Genomic DNA, 20,673 nt, shown 5'->3' with positions numbered 1-20,673 from the left:
TTATTTTTTACAACATAGGAGGCTGTCAGGTTAACACGCTACACATTTCATCTGCAAATAGAATAAAAAACAACCATAACCGGACTGGTATCAATGTTTGATTTCGCGATAAACTTATCACACAAATACACTGCGCTGCTCTGTACTATCTTTATAATAAATATTTACTTTTATAACAATATGTCAACCTAACAAACTATCCTTATGTTTAGTAACCTTGCCATAGATGTGGCGCTGGGCCTGATTTTTGTTTTTCTTTTGTACAGTTTGCTGGCCTCCATTGTACAGGAAATGATTGCCCGATTGTTTAATGCACGGGCGCGGATATTGACCAAGGGGCTTCGCCGGTTGCTGGAAGATAATGACCACAGCGGAGCGCTGGGGATTTTTGGGAGATTTACCTTTTTTAACTGGTTTTATGAGATGGGATGGAGTGTGGTATACTTCTTTTCACCTTTTCACAAGAGTCCCTTTCTGAAGAAGTTTTATCAGTCGCCTTCCATCAAATACCTGGGTGAAAACAGTGCAGCAGCGCGGCCTGCCTATATCAGTCCGCAGATATTTTCACAGACGATGGTCCATTTGCTGCGGGGTCAGGCAACTGAAAATCAACCGGAAAAGGCGGCTATCAGCGAATGTCTCGCTCAGAATACCCTGCAACTAGGGCCGGATACCCTCGCCCATGTACGCAATCTGTTTGAAGATGCCCAACAGGATGTGCCTCAATTCCGTAAAAATATGGAAACCTGGTTCAATGAAACCATGACCCGTGCCAGCGGCTGGTACCGCAGACAAACGCAGGTATGGCTGCTGATACTGGGGCTTGGCATTGCAGCAGTCTTTAATGTAGACTCTATTGCGATTGCGCGCATCCTGATGAAAGATAAAAGCGCCCGTGAACAGATGGTACAGCTGGTAACCAGCCGGCAGCCTTCTTATGCCGCTATGACGGACACGCTCCTGCGAAAAAACGTAATGCACCGCGACAGTGCCTATTTCCGCCATGATACCTCCTTCCAGATGCTTATTAAAGATACGGCCCTGATCAGCATATACGGCATCCTCCGCCAGGACGCCGGTGATGCTCAAAGTATACTGGGTATCTGCCGTTCCTGCGTAACTGATAGTACAGGGGGTAAAAAACAGATCCATTGCGGGTTTACACATCCTTATCAGCAAAATGGCTGGATGGTACTGGCAGGATGGATTATCACCTCACTGGCCATCTCACTGGGAGCTCCCTTCTGGTTTGACCTGCTGGGGAGGGTGGTAAAATTCAGAACCGCACCACAACAACGGTGATACATGTGATAAATGCTGATGCTCCTGATCAGCGGAGATATAAGCGGATATAAAAGTGAAAATCAATACATTTCACTACCATCTTCGCATTTATCTTCGCTGATCAGGAGCATCAGCATTTATCATATTCATCACAGTTATTATTGGTTCCAGGCGAGCATACCACCAACCAGGTTCTTTACGTTGGTAAAGCCCATGGTTTCGAGCAGCATGCAGGCTTGTCCGCTGCGGTTGCCGCTGCGGCAGTATACAACGACTTCTTCGTCTTTCAGGTGTTCAATTTCGTCTATCTGCATAGTCTGCACGAGGCCCAGCGGAATATGGAAACCACCGATATTGAACTCGGCACGTTCATTTGGTTCACGGACGTCCAGGATGTTCACGTGCTCACCGTTATCTATCCGCTGTTTCAGTTCTTCCTTTGTGATATTTTGCATGATATAAAATTATGGTCGGTTAAAAGATATTGTTTTACTGTTGTTCAACGGGTTGTGCCTGGGAGGAGTCCTTTACGGGTTTGGTAGCAGACAGCCACAAGTCCACACTTTCGCCGGCCCTCACCATGTTGTAGTCACCTATTTCATTTTTGCGGGCAGGTACCTGCTTGATAATATAGGCATTGGCTGTATCGGTTACGTTGGGATCGACGATGATAGTCCCGGTGCTGAGGTTGCTGGCGCTCAGTGTTTCCTTTGCTTCTGCAAAGGTAAGCCCTACAAAGTTAGGCACAGGATTCTCGATGCTGCCGGTGCCACTGCTGATGATGAGCGTGATATTGCTGCCTTCGGCGATAGGCGTACCGGGTTTGATCCGTTTACCGTTGAGCAGCTGCTGCAGCACGGTATTGGTGGCAAAGTCAGGTTTGTAGATGGTATCGCCGACGTTGAGACGCATGCTTTTAAGCATCATTTCCGCGCTGCGGAAAGTGAGGCCTTCCAGATCAGGCATTTTCACCATAGGGGCCACTACCTTGTTGACAGTCAGGTATATCGTTCTGCCTACTTTTACCTCGGCGCCCTTTTCAGGAGTCTGGACCCAAACAGACAGCGGAGGGATACTATCGATATAGATGGAATCTCTCACATCTGCCTCAAATCCTTCCTTTTCCAGGATGGCAATTGCTTCTTTAACATTTTTCCCCCGCACGTCAGGTACAGTCAGATGTTTCCCATGTTTGGTGATGATGCCCAGCATAGAAAAAAACAACAGCGCCAGCACAAAAAAGAAGGCAATCACTATCAACAGGTTAAATGCAAAGGAGCGCTTGGTAATAAAGTCAAACACGATAATAAAATATTTAGTTAAAATTACTTTTTCATGCATTCTTCTAAGAGAGCGCCGTAAAACTCCTGCAGGGTTTTACCGGCGGCCCTTACTTGCTGCGGCACAAGGCTGTTTTCAGACTGGCCGGGCATGGTATTAACTTCCAGGAAATACAGTTTTCCGGTAGCTTCTTCATAAATAAAATCGATCCTGGTGATGCCTTTGCAATTCAGCCCATCATACAAGGAAGACGCTGTTTGCTGCACCAGTTTGGTAATATCGTCGGACACAGGAGCAGGTGTAATTTCGTTGGACACTCCTGGTGTATATTTCGCTTCATAATCGAAGAACTCCTTGCTGCTCACCACTTCTGTGATAGGCAGTACATTAAGGGTGCCGTTGGCGCGGTACAGGCCTATGGTCAGCTCCCTTCCCTTAATAAATTCTTCTATCAGTACCTGGTTGTCTTCCTTAAAGGCCTTTTCTATGGCTGCCGGCAGCTCTTCCGCCGTTTTCACTTTAGACATACCGATGCTGCTGCCACCTTCTGCCGGTTTAACGAAAACGGGCAAACGCAGTTGCTGCAGGATGGTATTCACATCGTGAGGCTGGTCGCGGAACACGTGTACGGATTTGGCCACATTTACCACATTCAGGGCCGCTACCACCTTATTGCAATAGCTTTTGTTGAAGGTCAGCGCCGAGGTAACCATACCGCAGCTGGTGTAAGGGATGTCCAGCATTTCGAAATAGCCCTGCAGACGGCCGTCTTCTCCGGGTGTACCGTGGATACCGATAAACACGGCATCAAATTTTATCTTGTTACCCCCTATATTCAGGGAGAAGTCATTTTTATCAATTTCATGAGCCGAACCATCAGGGGCAGTATAGCTCCATCCCTGTTTGGTAACAATAATCTTATACACAGCATATTTGCTGCTGTCCAGGTTCTTTTCTATCGTTACAGCGCTCTGTACGGATATTACATATTCTCCGGAATATCCACCGGCAACCAAAGCTATATTCTTCTTCATAAGATATTTTAACAATAAGCGGGTAAAGTTAAATGTTATTTGTTAATTGTCAACAGCAGGTCAGTTGGCGATTTCATTAATTTCCGGTGGCCGGCGGGGGGATCTTTATGGGAGGGGACTCCGGTACAAAAAAGCCGTCCGGAAGCTACCGAACGGCTTTTAATGATTTTCCAGGTATATATTAGAGGTGCAGTTTTTCTTTTTTTGCCATCAGCTCATCTACTGTTTCCTGGTACATTTCGTCAGGAACGCAGCAGTCAACCGGGCAAACAGCCGCACACTGTGGTTCTTCGTGGAAACCCTGGCATTCAGTACATTTATTCGGTACTATATAGTATGTGTCCACGCTGATCGGGGCATTCCGCTGGTCAGCGTCCATCTGGCTTCCGTCCATCAGGGTATACGTACCTTTCACTGTGGTACCATCAGAAAGTGCCCATTCCACACCGCCTTCATAGATTGCATTATTGGGACATTCCGGTTCGCAGGCGCCACAATTTATACATTCATCTGTTATCTTAATTGCCATAGAGTAAACTTTTTTAGAAGTAAGCCATTAATTTTGTGCAACAAAAATAAAATTTTCCCGGTTTAATTAAGTCAAATATTTATAAGAGTTTCATGAATATAGCAGAAAAAGAAGCAGCGTTGGTACGCCTGGGCCAGTATCTGGCAGGCAACAGTCCGGAATTGGAAGCAGTAAAGGAGCGTGCTTATCTCGCCAATGGCTGGTTTACACCTGCATTTATTAATCAATCCATCCGGAATATCTGTCAATACTACCTGGATCCCGAAGCCCTGCAGCGCTGGCTTGGGCAATACCCTGCCGCCGCCCTGGAAAGGGAGCCCCAAAAGGTGGGTATCGTAGTGGCTGGCAATATTCCCCTGGTAGGCTTCCACGACTGGCTCTGCGGGTTTGTCAGCGGCCATCACGTAAAAATGAAATTATCTTCCAAAGACGAGGTGCTCATGCGCCATATCCTGGAAAAAATGGCAGAATGGTACCCTGAACAGGCCCAGCAGACCGAAATAATGGATATGCTGAAAAATTGTGACGCCTATATCGCCACCGGCAGCAACAATTCGGCCCGTTACTTCAACTACTACTTCTCCAAATACCCCCATATCATCCGGCATAACCGCACTTCCGCGGCTATCCTTACCGGCCGGGAAAGCGCTGCCGAACTGGAAGCCCTGGCAGACGATATCATGCTGTATTTTGGTCTGGGCTGCCGTAACGTAACCAAAGTAATGGTGCCTGAAGCGTATGATTTTGAGCCATTGCTCAACGCCCTCCGCAAATACGATTACCTGGCCGATCATCACAAATACAAGAACAACTACGACTATAACCTGGCCCTGTTCCTGCTCAACAGCAGCCATTATCTGACCAACGGCAGCATATTGCTCCATGAGGCAGCTTCCCTGTTCTCCCCCCTCAGTGTCCTGCACTACGGATATTATAAGGATATACAGCAGCTGAAGGCTGACATGGCCACCGAACCGGATCTGCAATGCCTGGTAGGACAACAGTTTACTCCCTTCGGGCAAGCCCAGCAACCTTCCCTGTCTGACTATGCAGACGGTGTGGACACGCTGGCTTTTCTCCTGGAACTATAGTCCCGTAAAAAATTCAAAGGGAGGCAACGTGATAAACTTTGCCTTCCTTTACCCTTTACCGTAGCTACTTCCTAACTTTTTGTCTCTCTTTTTGTTATATTGTCACTGCCCCGGTGTTATCCTGTCAGCCATACTTTCAATCGTATTTAACGAATGGCATAAAAATCTGTTAAAGTAAATGCCACCTGTAGCGTTTCATTTGCGGCCGCGACTAAATTTGTATCGGGGGCACATAAATTGATCTTAACTTTCTACGTTATATATAAACTTAAATAGTATCACAACGCTAAACACACTATAATATGAAATTCAAGCAAATTGTTACGACAGTGTTGATCAGTGCTGTAACTGCCGCTGCAGCCATATTTGTGTATGGCAAATACTTCGAAGGCAGGCAACCGGGCATTTTTCAGAACGGCTCCAACGACATCCCTGTAAATTACGCGAGGTACATGCCTGGCACAGAAACCAAAAACAACGCTGCTCCCCCGTCCGACTTTGTTACTTCAGCCAGGGTTTCGGTTCCTGGCGTAGTTCATATCAAAACAAAGATCAATCCCCGTCAGGTTACCAATGGACTGCAGCGTCAGCGCAGCATCCTGCAGGACCTCTTCGGCGACGACTTCTTCGGCGACGAATTTAACGGAGGCGGAGGTGGCCGTCGTTATTACATTCCCGGCCAGATGGCTTCCGGTTCCGGTGTACTGATCTCTGATGATGGTTATATCGTTACCAACAACCACGTGATCGCCGATGCCGACGAGATCACTGTTTCCCTCAGCAATGAAAATAAAACCTTCAAGGCTAAACTGATTGGTGCAGACCCCAGCACAGACCTCGCCATTATCAAAATCCCCGGCCGGAACATGCCCTATCTCCTGTATGGCAACTCCGACAATGTGGAAATCGGTCAATGGGTACTGGCGGTAGGATACCCGCTTAACCTCGATGCTACCGTTACCGCCGGTATCGTAAGTGCCAAATCCAGGTCTATCGGTATCAATAAAAGCGGTGGCAGAATCAATAACTCTATTGAATCTTTCATTCAAACCGATGCTGCCGTAAACCAGGGTAACAGTGGTGGTGCGCTGGTAAATACTGCGGGTGAACTGATCGGCATCAACTCCGCCATCGCCTCCCCTACCGGTTCCTACGCAGGTTATTCCTACGCTATCCCGGTTAACCTGGTGAAAAAAGTGGTGAACGATATCATGAAATATGGTAGTGTGCAAAGGGCTTACCTCGGCGTCAAATATGCCTCCCCTTCCGCCATCGCTTCTATGAGTGATGACCAGCTACGGGAAATCGGCGTGAGAAGGGACGTGAACGGCGTACAGATCACCGAAGTAATGGACAACAGCTCCGCAGCTTCAGCTGGCCTCCGCCAGGGCGATGTGATTACTAAAATCAACGGTGTAGGCATCAACGGTTCTTCCCAGATGAGCGAACAGGTTGCCCGCTACAAACCAGGCGATAAAATCAGCCTCACCTATCTGCGCGGTGATAAGGAGTTTACGGCCAACAACATCACGCTCAAAAACCTTCAGGGCACCACAGACGTGGTAAGAATTACCAATCTGGACAAACTCGGCGCCGATCTGTCTGATCTTAGCAAAGATGAAGCAGCCAGCATTGGCGTAAAAGGCGGGATTAAAGTAAATGATATCAATACCGGTATCCTGAAAAAACAGACCAGCATGGTACCCGGCTTCGTGATCCTTAAAGCCGGCAATACCCCGGTTACTTCCGTGAATGCGCTGAGCGCCGTTCTGGAAAAGGAAAAGAATATACAGTTGGTAGGTTTCTACCCTCAAAGAGGCGGTAATATCTACTACTACAATATTAATACTGGTGGTAAAGGAGCCGAAGATCTCTGATAACAAACATTTGTAAAATAAAAAAAAGCCCCGTTTCTTGATACGAAGCGGGGCTTTTTCATTAATGTACAAGTAAAGTCTGGACAAACTAACAAGTAATAGCTAGATCTATGAAAACCCATAATGAAAATAAGATAAGTATATGACGTTCTTTTACACAACTTCGTGAACATAGTAATCCAGACAGGGAACGCACAAAAAAGCCGGTTAAGCGCATGGCCACCGGCTTAAAATATGGATATAAACGTAAAATTACAGGTTGATCACCCCTTTCAGCTGGGTAAAGAACTCGTCTTTTTTACGGGAAGAAATCGGGATATTTTTCTGATCGCTCATTACCACGGCTGTTCCCAGTCCCTTGATAATCTTAACGATATGGTGAATATTGATCAGGAAAGACTTGTGTACGCGGTAGAATCCCTTGTCGGACAGCATTTCCTCATATTCCTTCAGTGATTTGGAAATCAGGTGGGAAACGTTGTTGATCAACTGGATTTTGGTATAACTGTCAAATGCTTCGCAATAGATAATATCTTTCAGGTCGATCACATTATACCCGTCATTGACCGGGATAACTATCTTGGAGAAGGCGTTATCGTTGTTTTTAACGTAATCTTTCAGAATGGAGGCCAGTTCGTTGAGACGGCCCTTTTTGCTTTTCTTTACCTTTTCCAGGGCATCTTCCACCTCACTCACCTTAATAGGTTTCAGCAGATAGTCCAGCGCGGCAAATTTGATAGCCTGTAAAGCGTATTCCTGGAACGCAGTGATAAAAATGACCTCAAAATTCAGTACAGGGAACATTTCCAGCAACTGAAACCCATTGTGCGGAGGCATTTCAATATCCAGGAACAGCACATCAATGGGGTTATTTTTAATCATTTCTGCCGCCTCATTAATATTCTGCGCTTCTCCAACTACCGTAACATCTTTACAGTAGTTTTCCAAAATATTGCGCAAAATATGAATGTTGCGGACTTCATCGTCTACAATGGCAGCTTTTATATTACTCATAACATCTTAACAATGGGAATCAGGATTTCGACCAAGGTACCTTCCTTGTTGCCGAAACCAGATTTAAATTTATCAATAATTTCTAACTTTCCAACACTTCCATTAAAAGATTTTATAATCTGCAATCTTTCCTTTATCACGCTCAGCGCGGTAGATTCATGTTTAATGAGTCTGGAACTCTTGATACTATTGGACTTGTCCCAGCCTATTCCATCATCATCTACGGAGCAGTAAAGCAGATCATCTACCATCTCTATCCGGATTTCCAGGGTGCCGCTACTGTTTTTAGGCGCCAATCCGTGTTTGATGGCGTTTTCCACAATGGGCTGGATGATCATCGGTGGGATATATATGGTATAATCTTTCAAGGTGTCTTCCATGATAAAATGGTAGGTAAAGGAGTGGGCAAAGCGGATTTTTTCCAGCTCCAGGTACCGGGTCAGAAAAGCGATTTCCTCTTCCAGGGAAATGTAGGATTTGCGGGAATTGTTGAGCATCTGGCGCATCAACGTGGCAAAATCTGCCAGGAAGTTCAATGCCTGCTTTTCTTCTTTTTCCAGAATCAGGTGTTGTACCGAGTTGAGGGAGTTGAAGATGAAATGCGGGTTCATCTGATTGGTCAACGCCTTTGCTTCCAGCTCGGCGATACGCCGGTTGTACTCTGTTTTTCGTTTTTCGGCCTGTTTGATACGTTTTACGATATAGCGCAGCACCACCAGGATCAGCAGCAGCCCTGCCAGCAGGAGAATGCCCCTGGCCCACCATTGCTGGTACCATTGTGGCAAAATGCTGACATTCAGGTTGAGTGGTTTGGACCAGTCACTTTTATACTTGCGGGCCCTCACCATCAGTTTGTAGCTACCGGGTTGTAGGTCGGGGAACGGGATGATATTGGACATGGTGGTCACCCATCCGTTGGTAGTATCTCCCGAAAAGTTATACTGGTATTCCACCAGCTCGGGCAGGTCGAACACGATAGTCCCGAACTCCGCTTCAAATGAGGCTTTACGTTTGTACAGGTGAATAAAATCATTACCGGGCATATAGGTACTGTCGCCATACCGGATGTAACTGAGGTAAATCACGGGCGGCACGGTATCTACAGGCAGATGATCGCCTTTAAAATAACAGAGACCGTTGGAGGTAGCGATGTACAGCTTGCCGTCATCTGTGTACACACCACGGATATCGTCAGACATCAGTCCGTCGTTGGAAGTGATATTACGGGTGATGGCCAGTTTGTGGATATCAATAACAGATACTCCTTTGTTGGTGGCCACATACAGGCGGTCCTGCCCATCGTAGTATAGTTGCTGACAGATATCGCTGGCGAGATTGTTGGCGGACGACAGGTGTTTCACCATCGAATCGCCGTGCATGACATAGATACCCTGGTCACTGGTACCGATCCACAGGTAACCATTGATCCATTTAAGGTCTTTGATACTGAGTTTCCGGGAGGTATCGTTACGGGAAGGTTCCAGTTTGCGTTTGTTATCGGAGCACCAGTAGAGGCCATTGCTGGTACCTACAAAATACGTGGAATCGCTTACACAGGCAATGGAGGTGATCATCATATCGAGGTCGCCGATAGTATAGTCATCGAGGGCGATGATCTGGTTTTTGGCGGCTATCCTGATTTTGCCGGAAGGCGATACTTCGACGTCTTTCAGCATTTTAACGGCTTTCAGCTGGGCAGCCTTAAAGGTGGCAGTATTAAAGAGCACCAGGCCGTTGTCTGTACCGATCAGCACCTGATTTTCCTTGTAGGGTAGGATGGAGATCAGGCTGTTACGGCCGCTGGCCGTATCGATGGTGAACTGGCGGATGGTCCCGTTGCCGCTGATGGTATTAAGGATACCGGCATTTTGTCCTACCAGCAGCATATCATTTTTTTTGTCTTTACAGATGCTGAAGATAGAGTGGGAATAGAGTCCGTTAGTATTATCGAGATAGCTGAAATAAAAATTTTTGTAGGGGATATTGTATACGCCGTCACCAAAGGTGGTGATCCAGATATTACCATCCCGGTCTTTCAGGAGGGAGGTGATATTGTGGTTGTCCAGCAGTTTGATGATTTTTCTTTCTCCTTTAAAAAAATCCTTGATGTAGTATAAGGTCCGCTGGGTGCCTACCCAAAGGTTGTCGTTATCGAGGCAGATATTACTGATTTCGTCTTTGATACCCCAGTCTGCGCCATTGAAAAAGCACACCAGATCTTTGGTGGTATAGGAATACAAGGTGTTTTTGAGTACCAGGATAGAGTGATCCCGGACACGGCTGGTCAGTTCCGGATCAAAGGGGTAAGGGCAGAGGGATAATATTTTCTGGTCGGGATTAGCAGGATCTCTCAGGCCATCGACATGAAAGGAGTTTTGCAGGGGGTGAAAAATGGTGTCGTTCCGGATCAGGAAAAGGAGGTTGGTACCGGAGGCGGTCCCTTTTTCGTAGGTTGTTTTTTTGCCGTTGTATTGTACAATACGATTGTTGGTATTGAAGAACCAGATAACGCCCTTTTTACCTTCGAAGGCGTACTGCATGTAGTGACTACCGCTGTTGAATGCCAGCGAAGAGTCGTTGTATTCACTATGGATACGGGAATTGGCGTAGAAAGATGGTTTACCGTTGAGAGTAAAGAACCATAATCTCCCTTGTGTGTCTGCGGCCAGTTTCACGACATCATTGTCAGTGAGGCCGTCTTTTTTGGCATAATTGCGAAAGCGTTTTCCGTCGAATTTACTGACGCCGGTGGGAGTAGCAAACCAGATGAATCCGTCTTTATCCTGCACGGCGGCATATACAGTAGCATTAGCTAACCCATCTTTCACATTATAGTTGCGGATCATCAGCCCCTGGGCCAGTGCGTTGTAACCTGTGCAAAAGATGACCAGCCACCATAACAGTATGAAACGGGTAATGGACATCAACTTAAAATTACGAATTACGAATTATGAATTACGAATTGCGAACTACAAATTACGTTTTTTATAATTCGTAGTCCGCAAATTCATAATTGATACTAGTATGCTCTGGCAAACAGCACCCGTTCTTTAGAAGGTTTACCGGTCAGAATGCAGGTACCTGCTTCCTGGGGGTTGTCCAGCGGTATACAACGGATTGTTGCTTTAGTGCGTTCTTTGATGATTTCTTCCGTTTCAGGCGTACCATCCCAGTGGGCGGCGATGAAACCACCTTTTCCGTCGAGTACTTTTTCAAACTCTTCGAAGGTGTCTACCCGGGTGATGTGGCTATCGCGGTAGGTTTTGGCTTTATCGAAGAGGTTCTGCTGTATTTCTTCGAGCAGGTCGTTGATACGGCCGGCCAGTCCGTCGAGGGAGAGGCTCATTTTTTCCTTGGTATCACGGCGGGCTACTTCGGCCACATTGTTTTCGAGGTCTCTTGCGCCAATGGCTATACGAACAGGTACGCCTTTCATTTCGTATTCGGCGAATTTCCAGCCTGGACGGTTATTGTCGGAGTCGTCGTATTTCACGCGGATGCCGGCTTTTTTCAGTTCGGCAATGATGGTGTTTACTTTCTCGTCGAGGGCAGCTTTCTGGTCGGCGCCTTTATAGATAGGTACGATCACAACCTGGAGCGGAGCGATGCGGGGAGGCAGTACCAGGCCCTGATCGTCGCTGTGCACCATGATGAGGCCACCGATCAGGCGGGTGGATACACCCCAGGAGGTAGCCCATACGTAGTCGAGTTTGTTTTCCTTGTTGGAGAACTGTACGTCAAAAGCTTTGGCGAAGTTCTGACCGAGGAAGTGGGACGTGCCTGCCTGCAGGGCTTTACCATCCTGCATGAGGGCTTCTATACAATAGGTATTGACAGCGCCGGCAAACCTTTCGCTTGCGGTTTTCACCCCACGGATAACGGGCACGGCCATATAATGTTCCGCGAAATCAGCGTATATGCCAAGCATCTGTTCTGTTTCCGCAATAGCTTCTTCTGCGGTGGCGTGGGCGGTATGCCCTTCCTGCCAGAGGAATTCGGCGGTGCGGAGGAAGAGGCGGGTGCGCATTTCCCAGCGCACCACGTTAGCCCACTGGTTTACCAGCAGGGGCAGGTCGCGGTAAGACTGGATCCAGTCTTTATAAGTATTCCAGATAATTGTTTCAGAAGTGGGGCGAACGATCAGCTCTTCTTCCAGTTTGGCTTCCGGGTCTACTACTACCCCACCGCCGTTGGGATCGTTTTTGAGGCGGTAGTGGGTCACAACGGCACATTCCTTGGCGAAGCCTTCCACGTGGGCAGCTTCTTTGCTGAGGAAGCTTTTGGGGATAAACAAGGGGAAATAGGCGTTCTGGTGACCGGTTTCCTTGAATTTACTGTCCAGGACATCGCGCATGGCTTCCCACAGCGCGTAGCCGTATGGTTTGATCACCATACAACCTCTAACGGCAGAATAATCTGCCAGACCGCCTTTCAGCACCAGATCGTTATACCATTGAGAATAATCATTCGAACGGGCTGTAATCTCTTTACTCATAAATAAAATAACTAATTTATATATCTTTGGCTTTAAGCCGAAAAACCATGAATTTATCCAGTAAAAAATAATCTTCCGGCAGTGCCCGAAAATAGGTTAAACCGGCGTAGTTTTTGTCTCAAATATTTAAAAAGAAAATGCTACAAACCTACATGAAAATCATAAAGGTGCAAATAGTCTGGCTAAAATAAAATAACCGGAAGCTCTTCCTGTAACTTTGTAGTACTATAATCCGTTAAAAAATTGTAAATTTACTACATAAATCAAGCTTAAAATATATTTCAAATGAGACCTATACTATACATTGCACTGGCTGGTTCGTTCGCTCTGGGCGCCTGTTCCAGTACCTACAAAACGGCCCAGACACCGGACGATGTATATTATTCTCCGCGTCAGCAACAGCGTACCTATGCATCCAACAACGGCTCCAATGGCAATTCCCAGCAGGATGAGAATGCCCGTTATACCCAGTCAGCCGATGAAGATGGAGGAACTTATGTGACTTATAACGATGACCAGGGGGATTACCAACGTCGTCTGAATCGTTTTGGCTCCAATGCCAACAGCTACAGCGGTGGCTACATGGATGGTTATAGCGCAGCCTCCAACCTCTACATGGGTGGTTATGGCTATGGCTACAGCCCTTACAGCAGCTTCGGTTACAGCAGCCTGTGGGGTCCGTCTCTCAGCCTGGGTTTTGGCTGGGGCGGCGGTTTCTATAACCCATGGAGCTATGGTGGCTATTACGGTGGTGGCTGGGGATACCCTTATTACGGCTCTTACTGGCCTTACGGCGGTGGATACTATGGTCATTACTACCCTGTATATGCCGGCGGTTACTATGGTGGTGGCTATTACGGCCACGGAGGAGGTTACTACTACAGCCGTCCTTCCAACTCCTACGGACCTGTCAGAAGCGGTAACGAACGCGTCATCCGTGCCAACAACTATACCAACAGCGGTGGCAATGGCGGCAATACCGGCGGTGGTGGTTACTACCGTCCTGCCAGAGGCAGCGTAGCTCCTATCAACAACGGTGGCAACAGCGGCGGTTATGTGCCTTCCAATACAGACAGACCCCGTCGTATCTTCCAGCAGTCCAACTCAGAAAGACCGGTTATTTCCCGTCCTTCCTACGATAACAACAGCGGTGGAGGCGGATACAATAACAATAATGGCGGTGGCGGATACTCCCGTCCTTCCAGATCTGAATACAGACCTGCACCTTCTGCTCCGAGTCCAAGCTATTCTGCACCCAGCGGCGGTGGCCGTGTAGGTGGTGGTAGCAGTGGTGGCGGTGGCGGCTACAGCCGTCCTGCAAGAGGCGGACGTTAATAAAAGACATTCTGAGATAAGCGTAGCAAAAAACTACGCTTATCTTTTTATTGGACATAAGTTTTGACCATTCCAGAACGTTATTACAGTCGCAGCTCGTTATCTATCAGACAATCTGCCAATACATCTCAATTTTTAAGTTTATAGTTTTATGATTAAAAGACTTTACCCTCTTTTAGGAGGAATCTTTTTATCCGTTACAGCAATGGCGCAGAGCTCGAATGATGCACTGCTCTACTCACCCAACCAACCGTTCGGAACAGCAAGAGCACAGGCATTGGGAGGCGCAGGCGTTGGTCTGGGCGGTGATTACTCTTCAGCACACACCAACCCTGCCGGTATTGGTATGTTCAAAACAGGCGAATTTCTGATATCTGCCGGCCTGGGTATTACCAATAACAACTCCACCTACCTGGGGAACGGCTCACTGGACAACAAAGGCAACAAAACCAACTTCCAGATACCCAGCATCGGTGTTATCTTTGCCACCAACAAACACACCGGCGACAACGTCTGGAACAACGTTACCTTCTCACTGGGCTATACCCGCCTGGCCAACTATAACAACAAAACTGTCATTGCCGGCTATAATGATAAATCATCTTATACAGACAGCTGGGTAGACCAGATGTGGTATGCTGATTCTGCCGGTATCGTTAATGGCTATCCGCTGGGTGGCAGCATCGGCTATCTCTCCGCTGTGATTGACCGCTACCGCCATTCTAACGGTATCGTAGACCCAATGAGCAATGCCTCCCCAGATCGGCCTACCGGCGGACTCACCGCCATCCAGCAACGCGGTATACTTGAGACACGGGGTGGCCTCAACGAATTTGCCTTCGCCGTCGCTGGTAACTACGGTAACCGTTTATACATTGGCGGTAGTATCAACGTTCCGAGTGTCAACTACCGTGCAGACCTCACCGTGATGGAAGATGACGCCACCAACAACGGCCAGAACAAACCCAACAACGACTTTGCCTATTTCGATTACCATCAGTATCTGAAAAGGACCGGTCTGGGTGTCGGTGCCAAACTGGGTATACTCTACAAGGCCTCTCCCCGCTTCAGAATAGGTGGTGCCTTCCACACCCCCACCTTCTACAGCCTCCACGACAGCTATACTGCTGATATCACCGCCAACACAGAAAATTATCAAGGTGTGCTGTCGGCTAACTCAGGTCAGGTGACTGGCGGCTACCCGGTAGAAAATGACTATAATTTCGTTACGCCATTGCGCGCAATGGCCGGTGTTACCTACTTCTTTGGTGATATCACCCACGTCAGCAATACACAGGGCTTTATCACTGCTGATTACGAATTCGTCAACCAGTCGTCCGGTAAGTTCAAAATGAACAAATATCCTGATGATGAAAAAGCACTGAACGACAATATCAGCGCCCTGTATAAATCAGTGTCCAATATCAAAGTGGGCGCCGAACTGAAATTCGCTACCCTCTATGCAGTAAGAGCCGGTTTTGCCTACTACGGCAACCCTTACAGCAACGACAGCTACAATGCCAACACTGATGCTTCCCGTAAAGTGTACAGCGGTGGCCTCGGCTACCGTAACAAAGGCCTCTATGCAGACCTTACCTACAGCTACACCCAGGGCAATGACCGTTACCGCCTCTACACCAGCAACGTACCCAAATTAACACCAGATGCCGCCCTGCTGGATTATACCCGTAGCAACGTGGTGATGACCATCGGTCTTAAGTTCTAACCGTAACCGCTGATGAATGCTGATTTTTGTGATGGGTATGATGAGCGGAGATTGATGTGAAGATTTTGAAGAATTGTAACATTCGTATAAAAGCGAAGAAGCCATTGATGTGACATCAATGGCTTCTTCGCTTTTATCTTTGTTTATCATAAATATCAGCAATTATCGTCTCTATCATTGTTTCTGTAGGATCGAACCACTGGTATTCCTTGTCCTTTCTGAACCAGGTGAGCTGCCTTTTGGCGTACTGGCGGGTATGTGTTTTAATATCCTCTACGGCCTGTTCGAGGGATAGTTTGCCATCCAGGTAGTCGAATATCTCCTGATAGCCTACTGTTCGGAGAGCATTGTGCTGGCGGTAGGGCAATACACTTTTTACTTCCTCCACCAGTCCGGCAGACATCATGAGATCTACCCTTTTATGGATATTTTCATGGAGTTGTTCTTTGGGCGGTGTAAGCCCTATTTTAAGGATACGGAAGTCTCTTTGTGCTTTTACGGCCGTGCGGAAAGTAGTGATAGACTGTCCGGTGGCTTCCAGCACTTCCAGCGCCCTGATAAGGCGTTGGGGATTCTGCGTTTCAGCCGTGGCATAAAACTGCGGGTCCCGTTGGCGGAGTTCTTCCTGCAGCCAGGAGAGGCCGTGTTCTGCGTAGCGGGCGTTCAGCATTTCCCGGATACCGGGCGGTATGGCGGGCATATCGTCGATACCTTCGCAGAAAGCACGTATATACAGTCCCGTGCCCCCACACATAATGGCCACCTCATTTTTTTGGAAGATTTCTGTGGCATATTGCAGGGCCAGCTGTTCATAGATACCGGCATTCACTTCTTCACGGATGGAATGGGAATCGATAAAATAATGCGGCACTGCAGACAGCTCTTCCGGTGTAGGTTTGGCTGTACCGATGCTGATTTCGCGATAGCACTGCCTTGAGTCAGCAGATATTACCGACGTACCGAACAGCTGCGCCAGTTTTATGGCCAGTGCTGTTTTGCCGGAAGCGGTGGGTCCTGCTATGATAATGACTGTCTTCAAAAAATACTAGTAGTTGTTTTCATCTTCACTGGCACCGAATTCATCGCCGCCGTCGCTGGCTTCTTCACTTTCTTCTCTTTCTTCTCCTTCTTCTCCGAAGCCTTCTTCGTCCATACCTTCTTTATTGAGGTCATATTTTTCCTCCATTTCCACGAGTTTGTCGCCTACGAGGCCTTTGGTGCCGTACTGGCTGGGGGCCAGGCCTTCCTTGCGTACACAAACGGGATAGGTGAGTTTGGCGTTTTCATCTTTGGACACGCCTATCAGTTCTACCAGAAATGACCAGTTTTTGGCGAAGTCATAGAGGTAGATAAATTTCTGGTTGGGAGCCTTTACTGCGTCAGCGATAGCCGTTTCCGACATGAGCAGCGGTTCAACTTTACGGGGCTGTTTATCTTCCTGCAGAATAATTTCCCGGCCGCGTTGCCAGTTGTCGTTGCTGCGGAAAAAGGTAGCTGCATGTTTGGTATCAAATTCAAAAGCCTGTAAAATGGCCGTATGTAAGGCTAAAAACGTCTGATTCGGCTTAATGGAAATGTCTCTGTAAACACTTTCATCTTCTTCCCAGTATACTCTGAATTTCAAAACCGGCATGACAATGTGGTTATAAGTTAGTTAAATATATTAATTTTCAACGCATCGTCAAGGGCGCTGATGGTTAATTAATCGTTTATTAATTCCTGTTTCGTAAAAATACCAATTTTATTTAACTGGGGTAAGATCCAGGGCTTTTGCTTTTTCGAGCATAAAAGCGTAGGCAGCTTCGTAGGTATTGGGGATTTCACCATCGAGGATAGCTTCCCTGATGGCGTTTTTCAGGTCACCTACAATCCGGCCGGGCTTCAATGCGAATATTTCCATGATCATTTCGCCGGTGACGGGGGGCTGCCAGTTACGGATACGATCACTTTCCTCCACTTCCCTGAGTCTTTTGCGGACCAGTTCAAAATTTTCGAGGTAGCGTTTTACTTTGGACCTGTTTTTAGAGGTGATATCGGCTTCGCACAGCATCATGAGTGATTCGATATCATCTCCGGCATCGAACAGTAGTCTGCGGATAGCCGAGTCCGTAATATTTTCTTTGGTGAGGCTTATCGGACGCAGGTGTAGTTCTACCAGTTTTTTTACCAGCCGCATTTTATCATGCAGGGGTAATTTAAACCGGGTAAAGATACGGGTCACCATTTTTCCGCCTACCGCATCGTGGCCGTGAAAGGTCCATCCGTGGCCTGGTTCAAATTTTTTGGTGGCCGGTTTGCCGATATCATGCAGGAGGGCAGCCCAGCGGAGCCAGAGATCACGGGTATTGACCGCGATATTGTCTACCACCTGCAAGGTATGATAAAAGTTGTCTTTATGTCCTTTGCCTTCATACATCTCCACCCCTACCATGTCCACCATCTGGGGGAAAATGATTTTGAGCAACCCTGCTTTATATAGCAGGTCGAGGCCCACAGAGGGTTTGGGGGACAGCATGATTTTATTGAATTCATCGGAGATCCTTTCCTGGGAGATGATACGGATGCGTTCTGCATTTTCCCGGATGGCCGTGAAGGCCTCGTCAGTAATAGTAAACTGCAGTTGGGAAGCAAACCGGACAGCCCGCATCATGCGCAGCGGATCGTCGCTAAATGTTTGTGCCGGTTCCAGGGGGGTACGGATGATTTTTTTGTCCAGATCTTCCAGCCCCTGGAAGGGGTCTATGAGGGAGCCGTAGTTTTCTTCCTTGAGGCTGATGGCCAGTGCGTTGATTGTAAAATCGCGGCGGTTCTGGTCATCTTTCAGGGTACCGGCTGTTACTTCGGGGTTGCGGGACTCCTGGCGATAGCTCTCTTTTCGGGCGCCTACAAACTCAATTTCCAGGTCATTCCATTTCACCTGGGCGGTGCCATAGGTTTTAAAGAAGCTGACCGGAATATTATCACCGAGGGCCTCGGCCACTTTATGTGCCAGGGCGATACCATCGCCCACGCACACAATGTCCATATCTTTTGTTCTTCTACCCAGTAATTTATCGCGTACGAAGCCTCCGATCAGATAGGCGGGCGTACCCAGGTCGTGGGCTGCCAGCGCAATCTTCTCTAACACTTTCCGTTCCTGCAGGGAGCAGGGAATGTCTAATGGCTTGCTGCTGATCATATTAAAAATTTATTCCTTTCGCTGAAATCAGGGCGCAAATGTAAGAAATAATGAGGTTTAATCCCGGATTATCGCGATTGATCCGTCTTTTCCTATGCGGATGATCCTGGAGGCCACGCCGGAAGCGGCTTCTTCCTGGCGGTACTTTACCACATAATCCACTCCGTTGACAATTTCCGGCGAAATATCCTGAAAAGAACCAGGAGATGGCTGTCCGCTGATGTTGGCAGAGGTAGACACCATGGGCTTACGCAGTCGTTTGAGCAGGTGGCGGCAGAAGGTGTCTTTCACAATGCGGATAGCCACAGACTGGTCTTCGCTGATAACATTGGGGGCCAGGCCCAGGGCACCTTCGTATATTACTGTTGTAGGCCGGTCGAAGCCGGCGATCACATCAGCGATATCGGGTCTGGGATTGGAAACATAATGCAGCAGATCACGCACATCGGGCAGCAGTATGACCAGGCTTTTGCTTTCGCTGCGTTGTTTCAGGTCAAAGATTTTTTTTACGGCCGCTTCATTGGTAGCGTCGCAACCTATTCCCCAGATTGTGTCTGTAGGGTAGAGAATAAGGCCACCATTGCGCAGTACGGGCAAAGCGGCATTTATATCCTGTTCAAAATCCATCCGTATTCATTTATTTATTCAGACTGTTGTACACCTTCATCATATCCGCTGCACATTTTTCCGGTGTAAACAGGCGGGCATGTTCCCAGCCCTTGCGGCGCATATCCTCTACCAGCGAGGGTTCTGCCAGTACCCGGCGCATGGCCGCGGCAATATCAGCACTGCTGAGCGGGTCTACATACAGAGCAGCATTCCCGCCGGTTTCCCCGAAACAGGAGCCATGGGAAGTGATGACCGGTGTGCCACTCCAGAGTGCTTCCAGGATGGGGATACCAAAACCTTCAAAGAGAGAAGGATATAGCAGCGCCTCCGCCCCCTGGTACAGCAAAGGTAATACACTGTTGGGCAAGCGCTCCTGCTCATTGAGCCATATTACCTGCTGAGAGAGTCCGTTGGCATTCACGTATTCTTTTACCTTTTTCTTATAGCCGCTGCCGTTGCCCAGTATCACAAGGGGTATATCGACCGATCCCTTCAGTGTATTCATCGCCGTTACAATACCCAGCAGGTTTTTCCGCTCGATCACGGAGCCTACATAGAGGAAATATTGTGCGGGTAGCTGACAGCGGGTACGGAAAGCCTGGATATCTGTTTCGGTATGAGGTACCGCGAAAGCAGGATCACAGCTCTGGTACACGACCGCTATTTTTTCCGGATCTGTATGATACCAGGTGATCAGGTCCTGTCGTGTCTGTTCGCTGATGGCTACCACCTTATCGGCCTGATCGCAGGCATAGCGCGCTTTGCGCCGGTAGGTGAACACATCTATCGGGTTGTACTGTGCAGGATACCTTTCAAAAATCAGGTCGTGCATGGTAACGACAGACTTCACACCACTGCCGGGGATACCAAAAGGTATTTCATGGCTGAGACCATGGTAGATGTCTATCCCATGACGTTGCAGATCTTTTACGACATAGCGGCTGCGCCATGCCGACTTAAACCAGCGGTGCCAGGTTTTTTCAGGTAAGATCACCGGAAGGCCCGGTGCGTTGTACATATCCGTTTTTTTAGGAGCAAACAGGTAGTACTGGTGCTCTGGGAAACCAGCTGCCAGGGAAGAGATAAGGGTACGGCTGTAATTTCCTAATCCTGTATCATTCTGAAAGGCACGCTTGGCATCAAAACCAATCTTCATATGTTGCGAAAATACGAAGTCCGCGAAAGAAATTCGTAATTCGCTATTTCATTTATTAGATATT

17 protein-coding genes are annotated in these 20,673 nt (G+C 47.8%); 5 read left to right on the top strand and 12 right to left on the bottom strand.

From position 1 onward, the window contains the following. The first annotated feature begins 204 nt into the window (after window positions 1-204). Window positions 205-1,302, top strand: a complete 1,098-nt coding sequence (locus KD145_RS27955) for a hypothetical protein (RefSeq protein ID WP_212003099.1) — start codon at window positions 205-207, stop codon at window positions 1,300-1,302. 140 nt (window positions 1,303-1,442) lie between these two features. Here KD145_RS27955 and KD145_RS27950 read toward each other — a convergent pair whose 3' ends face one another. From KD145_RS27950 to KD145_RS27935, 4 genes are all read right to left on the bottom strand, one after another. Next, a complete protein-coding gene (locus KD145_RS27950; protein ID WP_212003098.1) occupies window positions 1,443-1,739 on the bottom strand; it encodes a rhodanese-like domain-containing protein in 297 nt (98 codons plus the stop codon). A gap of 34 nt (window positions 1,740-1,773) precedes the next feature. After that, a complete protein-coding gene (locus KD145_RS27945; RefSeq protein ID WP_212003097.1) occupies window positions 1,774-2,586 on the bottom strand; it encodes a PASTA domain-containing protein in 813 nt (270 codons plus the stop codon). A 23-nt stretch (window positions 2,587-2,609) separates the two neighbouring features. Next, on the bottom strand, window positions 2,610-3,599 hold the full coding sequence (locus KD145_RS27940) for a D-alanine--D-alanine ligase (protein ID WP_212003096.1): 990 nt from the start codon (window positions 3,597-3,599) through the stop codon (window positions 2,610-2,612). Window positions 3,600-3,780: 181 nt separating this feature from the next. Beyond that, the gene (locus KD145_RS27935; RefSeq protein ID WP_113614513.1) at window positions 3,781-4,128 is read right to left on the bottom strand and encodes a 4Fe-4S dicluster domain-containing protein; all 348 of its coding nucleotides are present in this window, start codon (window positions 4,126-4,128) and stop codon (window positions 3,781-3,783) included. A gap of 92 nt (window positions 4,129-4,220) precedes the next feature. Between KD145_RS27935 and KD145_RS27930 the strand changes: the two genes are divergently transcribed. Both KD145_RS27930 and KD145_RS27925 read left to right on the top strand, forming a co-directional pair. Next, window positions 4,221-5,219, top strand: a complete 999-nt coding sequence (locus tag KD145_RS27930; protein ID WP_212003095.1) for an acyl-CoA reductase — start codon at window positions 4,221-4,223, stop codon at window positions 5,217-5,219. 302 nt (window positions 5,220-5,521) lie between these two features. Beyond that, on the top strand, window positions 5,522-7,096 hold the full coding sequence (locus KD145_RS27925) for a trypsin-like peptidase domain-containing protein (protein ID WP_212003094.1): 1,575 nt from the start codon (window positions 5,522-5,524) through the stop codon (window positions 7,094-7,096). Window positions 7,097-7,348: 252 nt separating this feature from the next. On the opposite strand, the gene KD145_RS27920 is transcribed toward KD145_RS27925, so the two are convergent. The 3 genes from KD145_RS27920 to proS form a co-directional block, all read right to left on the bottom strand. Beyond that, window positions 7,349-8,110: a LytTR family DNA-binding domain-containing protein gene (locus KD145_RS27920; RefSeq protein ID WP_078672331.1), complete on the bottom strand. Its 762-nt coding sequence runs from the start codon at window positions 8,108-8,110 to the stop codon at window positions 7,349-7,351. After that, window positions 8,107-11,034 carry a two-component regulator propeller domain-containing protein gene (locus KD145_RS27915; RefSeq protein WP_212003093.1) on the bottom strand — a complete coding sequence of 976 codons (2,928 nt, stop codon included), beginning with the start codon at window positions 11,032-11,034 and terminating at the stop codon, window positions 8,107-8,109. Before KD145_RS27915 ends, KD145_RS27920 begins: the two co-directional genes overlap by 4 nt. A gap of 95 nt (window positions 11,035-11,129) precedes the next feature. After that, entirely contained in the window at window positions 11,130-12,605 is a 1,476-nt protein-coding gene (gene proS, locus KD145_RS27910) for a proline--tRNA ligase (RefSeq protein ID WP_212003092.1), read from the bottom strand. A gap of 285 nt (window positions 12,606-12,890) precedes the next feature. On the opposite strand from proS, the gene KD145_RS27905 reads away from it, so the two are divergent. Both KD145_RS27905 and KD145_RS27900 read left to right on the top strand, forming a co-directional pair. Then, window positions 12,891-13,940 carry a hypothetical protein gene (locus KD145_RS27905; RefSeq protein ID WP_212003091.1) on the top strand — a complete coding sequence of 350 codons (1,050 nt, stop codon included), beginning with the start codon at window positions 12,891-12,893 and terminating at the stop codon, window positions 13,938-13,940. A gap of 205 nt (window positions 13,941-14,145) precedes the next feature. Further along, the gene (locus KD145_RS27900; RefSeq protein WP_212003090.1) at window positions 14,146-15,666 is read left to right on the top strand and encodes an OmpP1/FadL family transporter; all 1,521 of its coding nucleotides are present in this window, start codon (window positions 14,146-14,148) and stop codon (window positions 15,664-15,666) included. Between the two features lie 133 nt (window positions 15,667-15,799). Here KD145_RS27900 and miaA read toward each other — a convergent pair whose 3' ends face one another. The 5 genes from miaA to KD145_RS27875 form a co-directional block, all read right to left on the bottom strand. Next, the gene (miaA, locus tag KD145_RS27895; protein ID WP_212003089.1) at window positions 15,800-16,705 is read right to left on the bottom strand and encodes a tRNA (adenosine(37)-N6)-dimethylallyltransferase MiaA; all 906 of its coding nucleotides are present in this window, start codon (window positions 16,703-16,705) and stop codon (window positions 15,800-15,802) included. 6 nt (window positions 16,706-16,711) lie between these two features. Further along, a complete protein-coding gene (locus KD145_RS27890) occupies window positions 16,712-17,299 on the bottom strand; it encodes a hypothetical protein (protein WP_212003088.1) in 588 nt (195 codons plus the stop codon). 108 nt (window positions 17,300-17,407) lie between these two features. Continuing rightward, window positions 17,408-18,844, bottom strand: a complete 1,437-nt coding sequence (locus tag KD145_RS27885; RefSeq protein ID WP_212003087.1) for a CCA tRNA nucleotidyltransferase — start codon at window positions 18,842-18,844, stop codon at window positions 17,408-17,410. 57 nt (window positions 18,845-18,901) lie between these two features. Next, entirely contained in the window at window positions 18,902-19,471 is a 570-nt protein-coding gene (locus KD145_RS27880) for an L-threonylcarbamoyladenylate synthase (protein ID WP_212003086.1), read from the bottom strand. Between the two features lie 10 nt (window positions 19,472-19,481). Beyond that, on the bottom strand, window positions 19,482-20,609 hold the full coding sequence (locus KD145_RS27875) for a glycosyltransferase family 1 protein (RefSeq protein WP_212003085.1): 1,128 nt from the start codon (window positions 20,607-20,609) through the stop codon (window positions 19,482-19,484). Between the last annotated feature and the right edge of the window lie 64 nt (window positions 20,610-20,673).

Source organism: Chitinophaga sp. HK235, from assembly GCF_018255755.1.
In the GTDB taxonomy this organism is placed as follows: Bacteria; Bacteroidota; Bacteroidia; order Chitinophagales; family Chitinophagaceae; genus Chitinophaga.
This window is presented reverse-complemented; position numbering and strand designations above follow the sequence as displayed.

Bases quoted from the DNA above. Each gene is read 5' to 3' on its own strand.
- KD145_RS27955 (WP_212003099.1), top strand. From the start codon at position 205: ATGTTTAGTAACCTTGCCATAGATGTGGCGCTGGGCCTGATTTTTGTT.
- KD145_RS27950 (WP_212003098.1), bottom strand. From the start codon at position 1,739: ATGCAAAATATCACAAAGGAAGAACTGAAACAGCGGATAGATAACGGT.
- KD145_RS27940 (WP_212003096.1), bottom strand. From the start codon at position 3,599: ATGAAGAAGAATATAGCTTTGGTTGCCGGTGGATATTCCGGAGAATAT.
- KD145_RS27935 (WP_113614513.1), bottom strand. From the start codon at position 4,128: ATGGCAATTAAGATAACAGATGAATGTATAAATTGTGGCGCCTGCGAA.
- KD145_RS27930 (WP_212003095.1), top strand. From the start codon at position 4,221: ATGAATATAGCAGAAAAAGAAGCAGCGTTGGTACGCCTGGGCCAGTAT.
- KD145_RS27925 (WP_212003094.1), top strand. From the start codon at position 5,522: ATGAAATTCAAGCAAATTGTTACGACAGTGTTGATCAGTGCTGTAACT.
- KD145_RS27920 (WP_078672331.1), bottom strand. From the start codon at position 8,110: ATGAGTAATATAAAAGCTGCCATTGTAGACGATGAAGTCCGCAACATT.
- KD145_RS27915 (WP_212003093.1), bottom strand. From the start codon at position 11,034: ATGTCCATTACCCGTTTCATACTGTTATGGTGGCTGGTCATCTTTTGC.
- proS (WP_212003092.1), bottom strand. From the start codon at position 12,605: ATGAGTAAAGAGATTACAGCCCGTTCGAATGATTATTCTCAATGGTAT.
- KD145_RS27905 (WP_212003091.1), top strand. From the start codon at position 12,891: ATGAGACCTATACTATACATTGCACTGGCTGGTTCGTTCGCTCTGGGC.
- KD145_RS27900 (WP_212003090.1), top strand. From the start codon at position 14,146: ATGGCGCAGAGCTCGAATGATGCACTGCTCTACTCACCCAACCAACCG.
- KD145_RS27890 (WP_212003088.1), bottom strand. From the start codon at position 17,299: ATGCCGGTTTTGAAATTCAGAGTATACTGGGAAGAAGATGAAAGTGTT.
- KD145_RS27885 (WP_212003087.1), bottom strand. From the start codon at position 18,844: ATGATCAGCAGCAAGCCATTAGACATTCCCTGCTCCCTGCAGGAACGG.
- KD145_RS27880 (WP_212003086.1), bottom strand. From the start codon at position 19,471: ATGGATTTTGAACAGGATATAAATGCCGCTTTGCCCGTACTGCGCAAT.
- KD145_RS27875 (WP_212003085.1), bottom strand. From the start codon at position 20,609: ATGAAGATTGGTTTTGATGCCAAGCGTGCCTTTCAGAATGATACAGGA.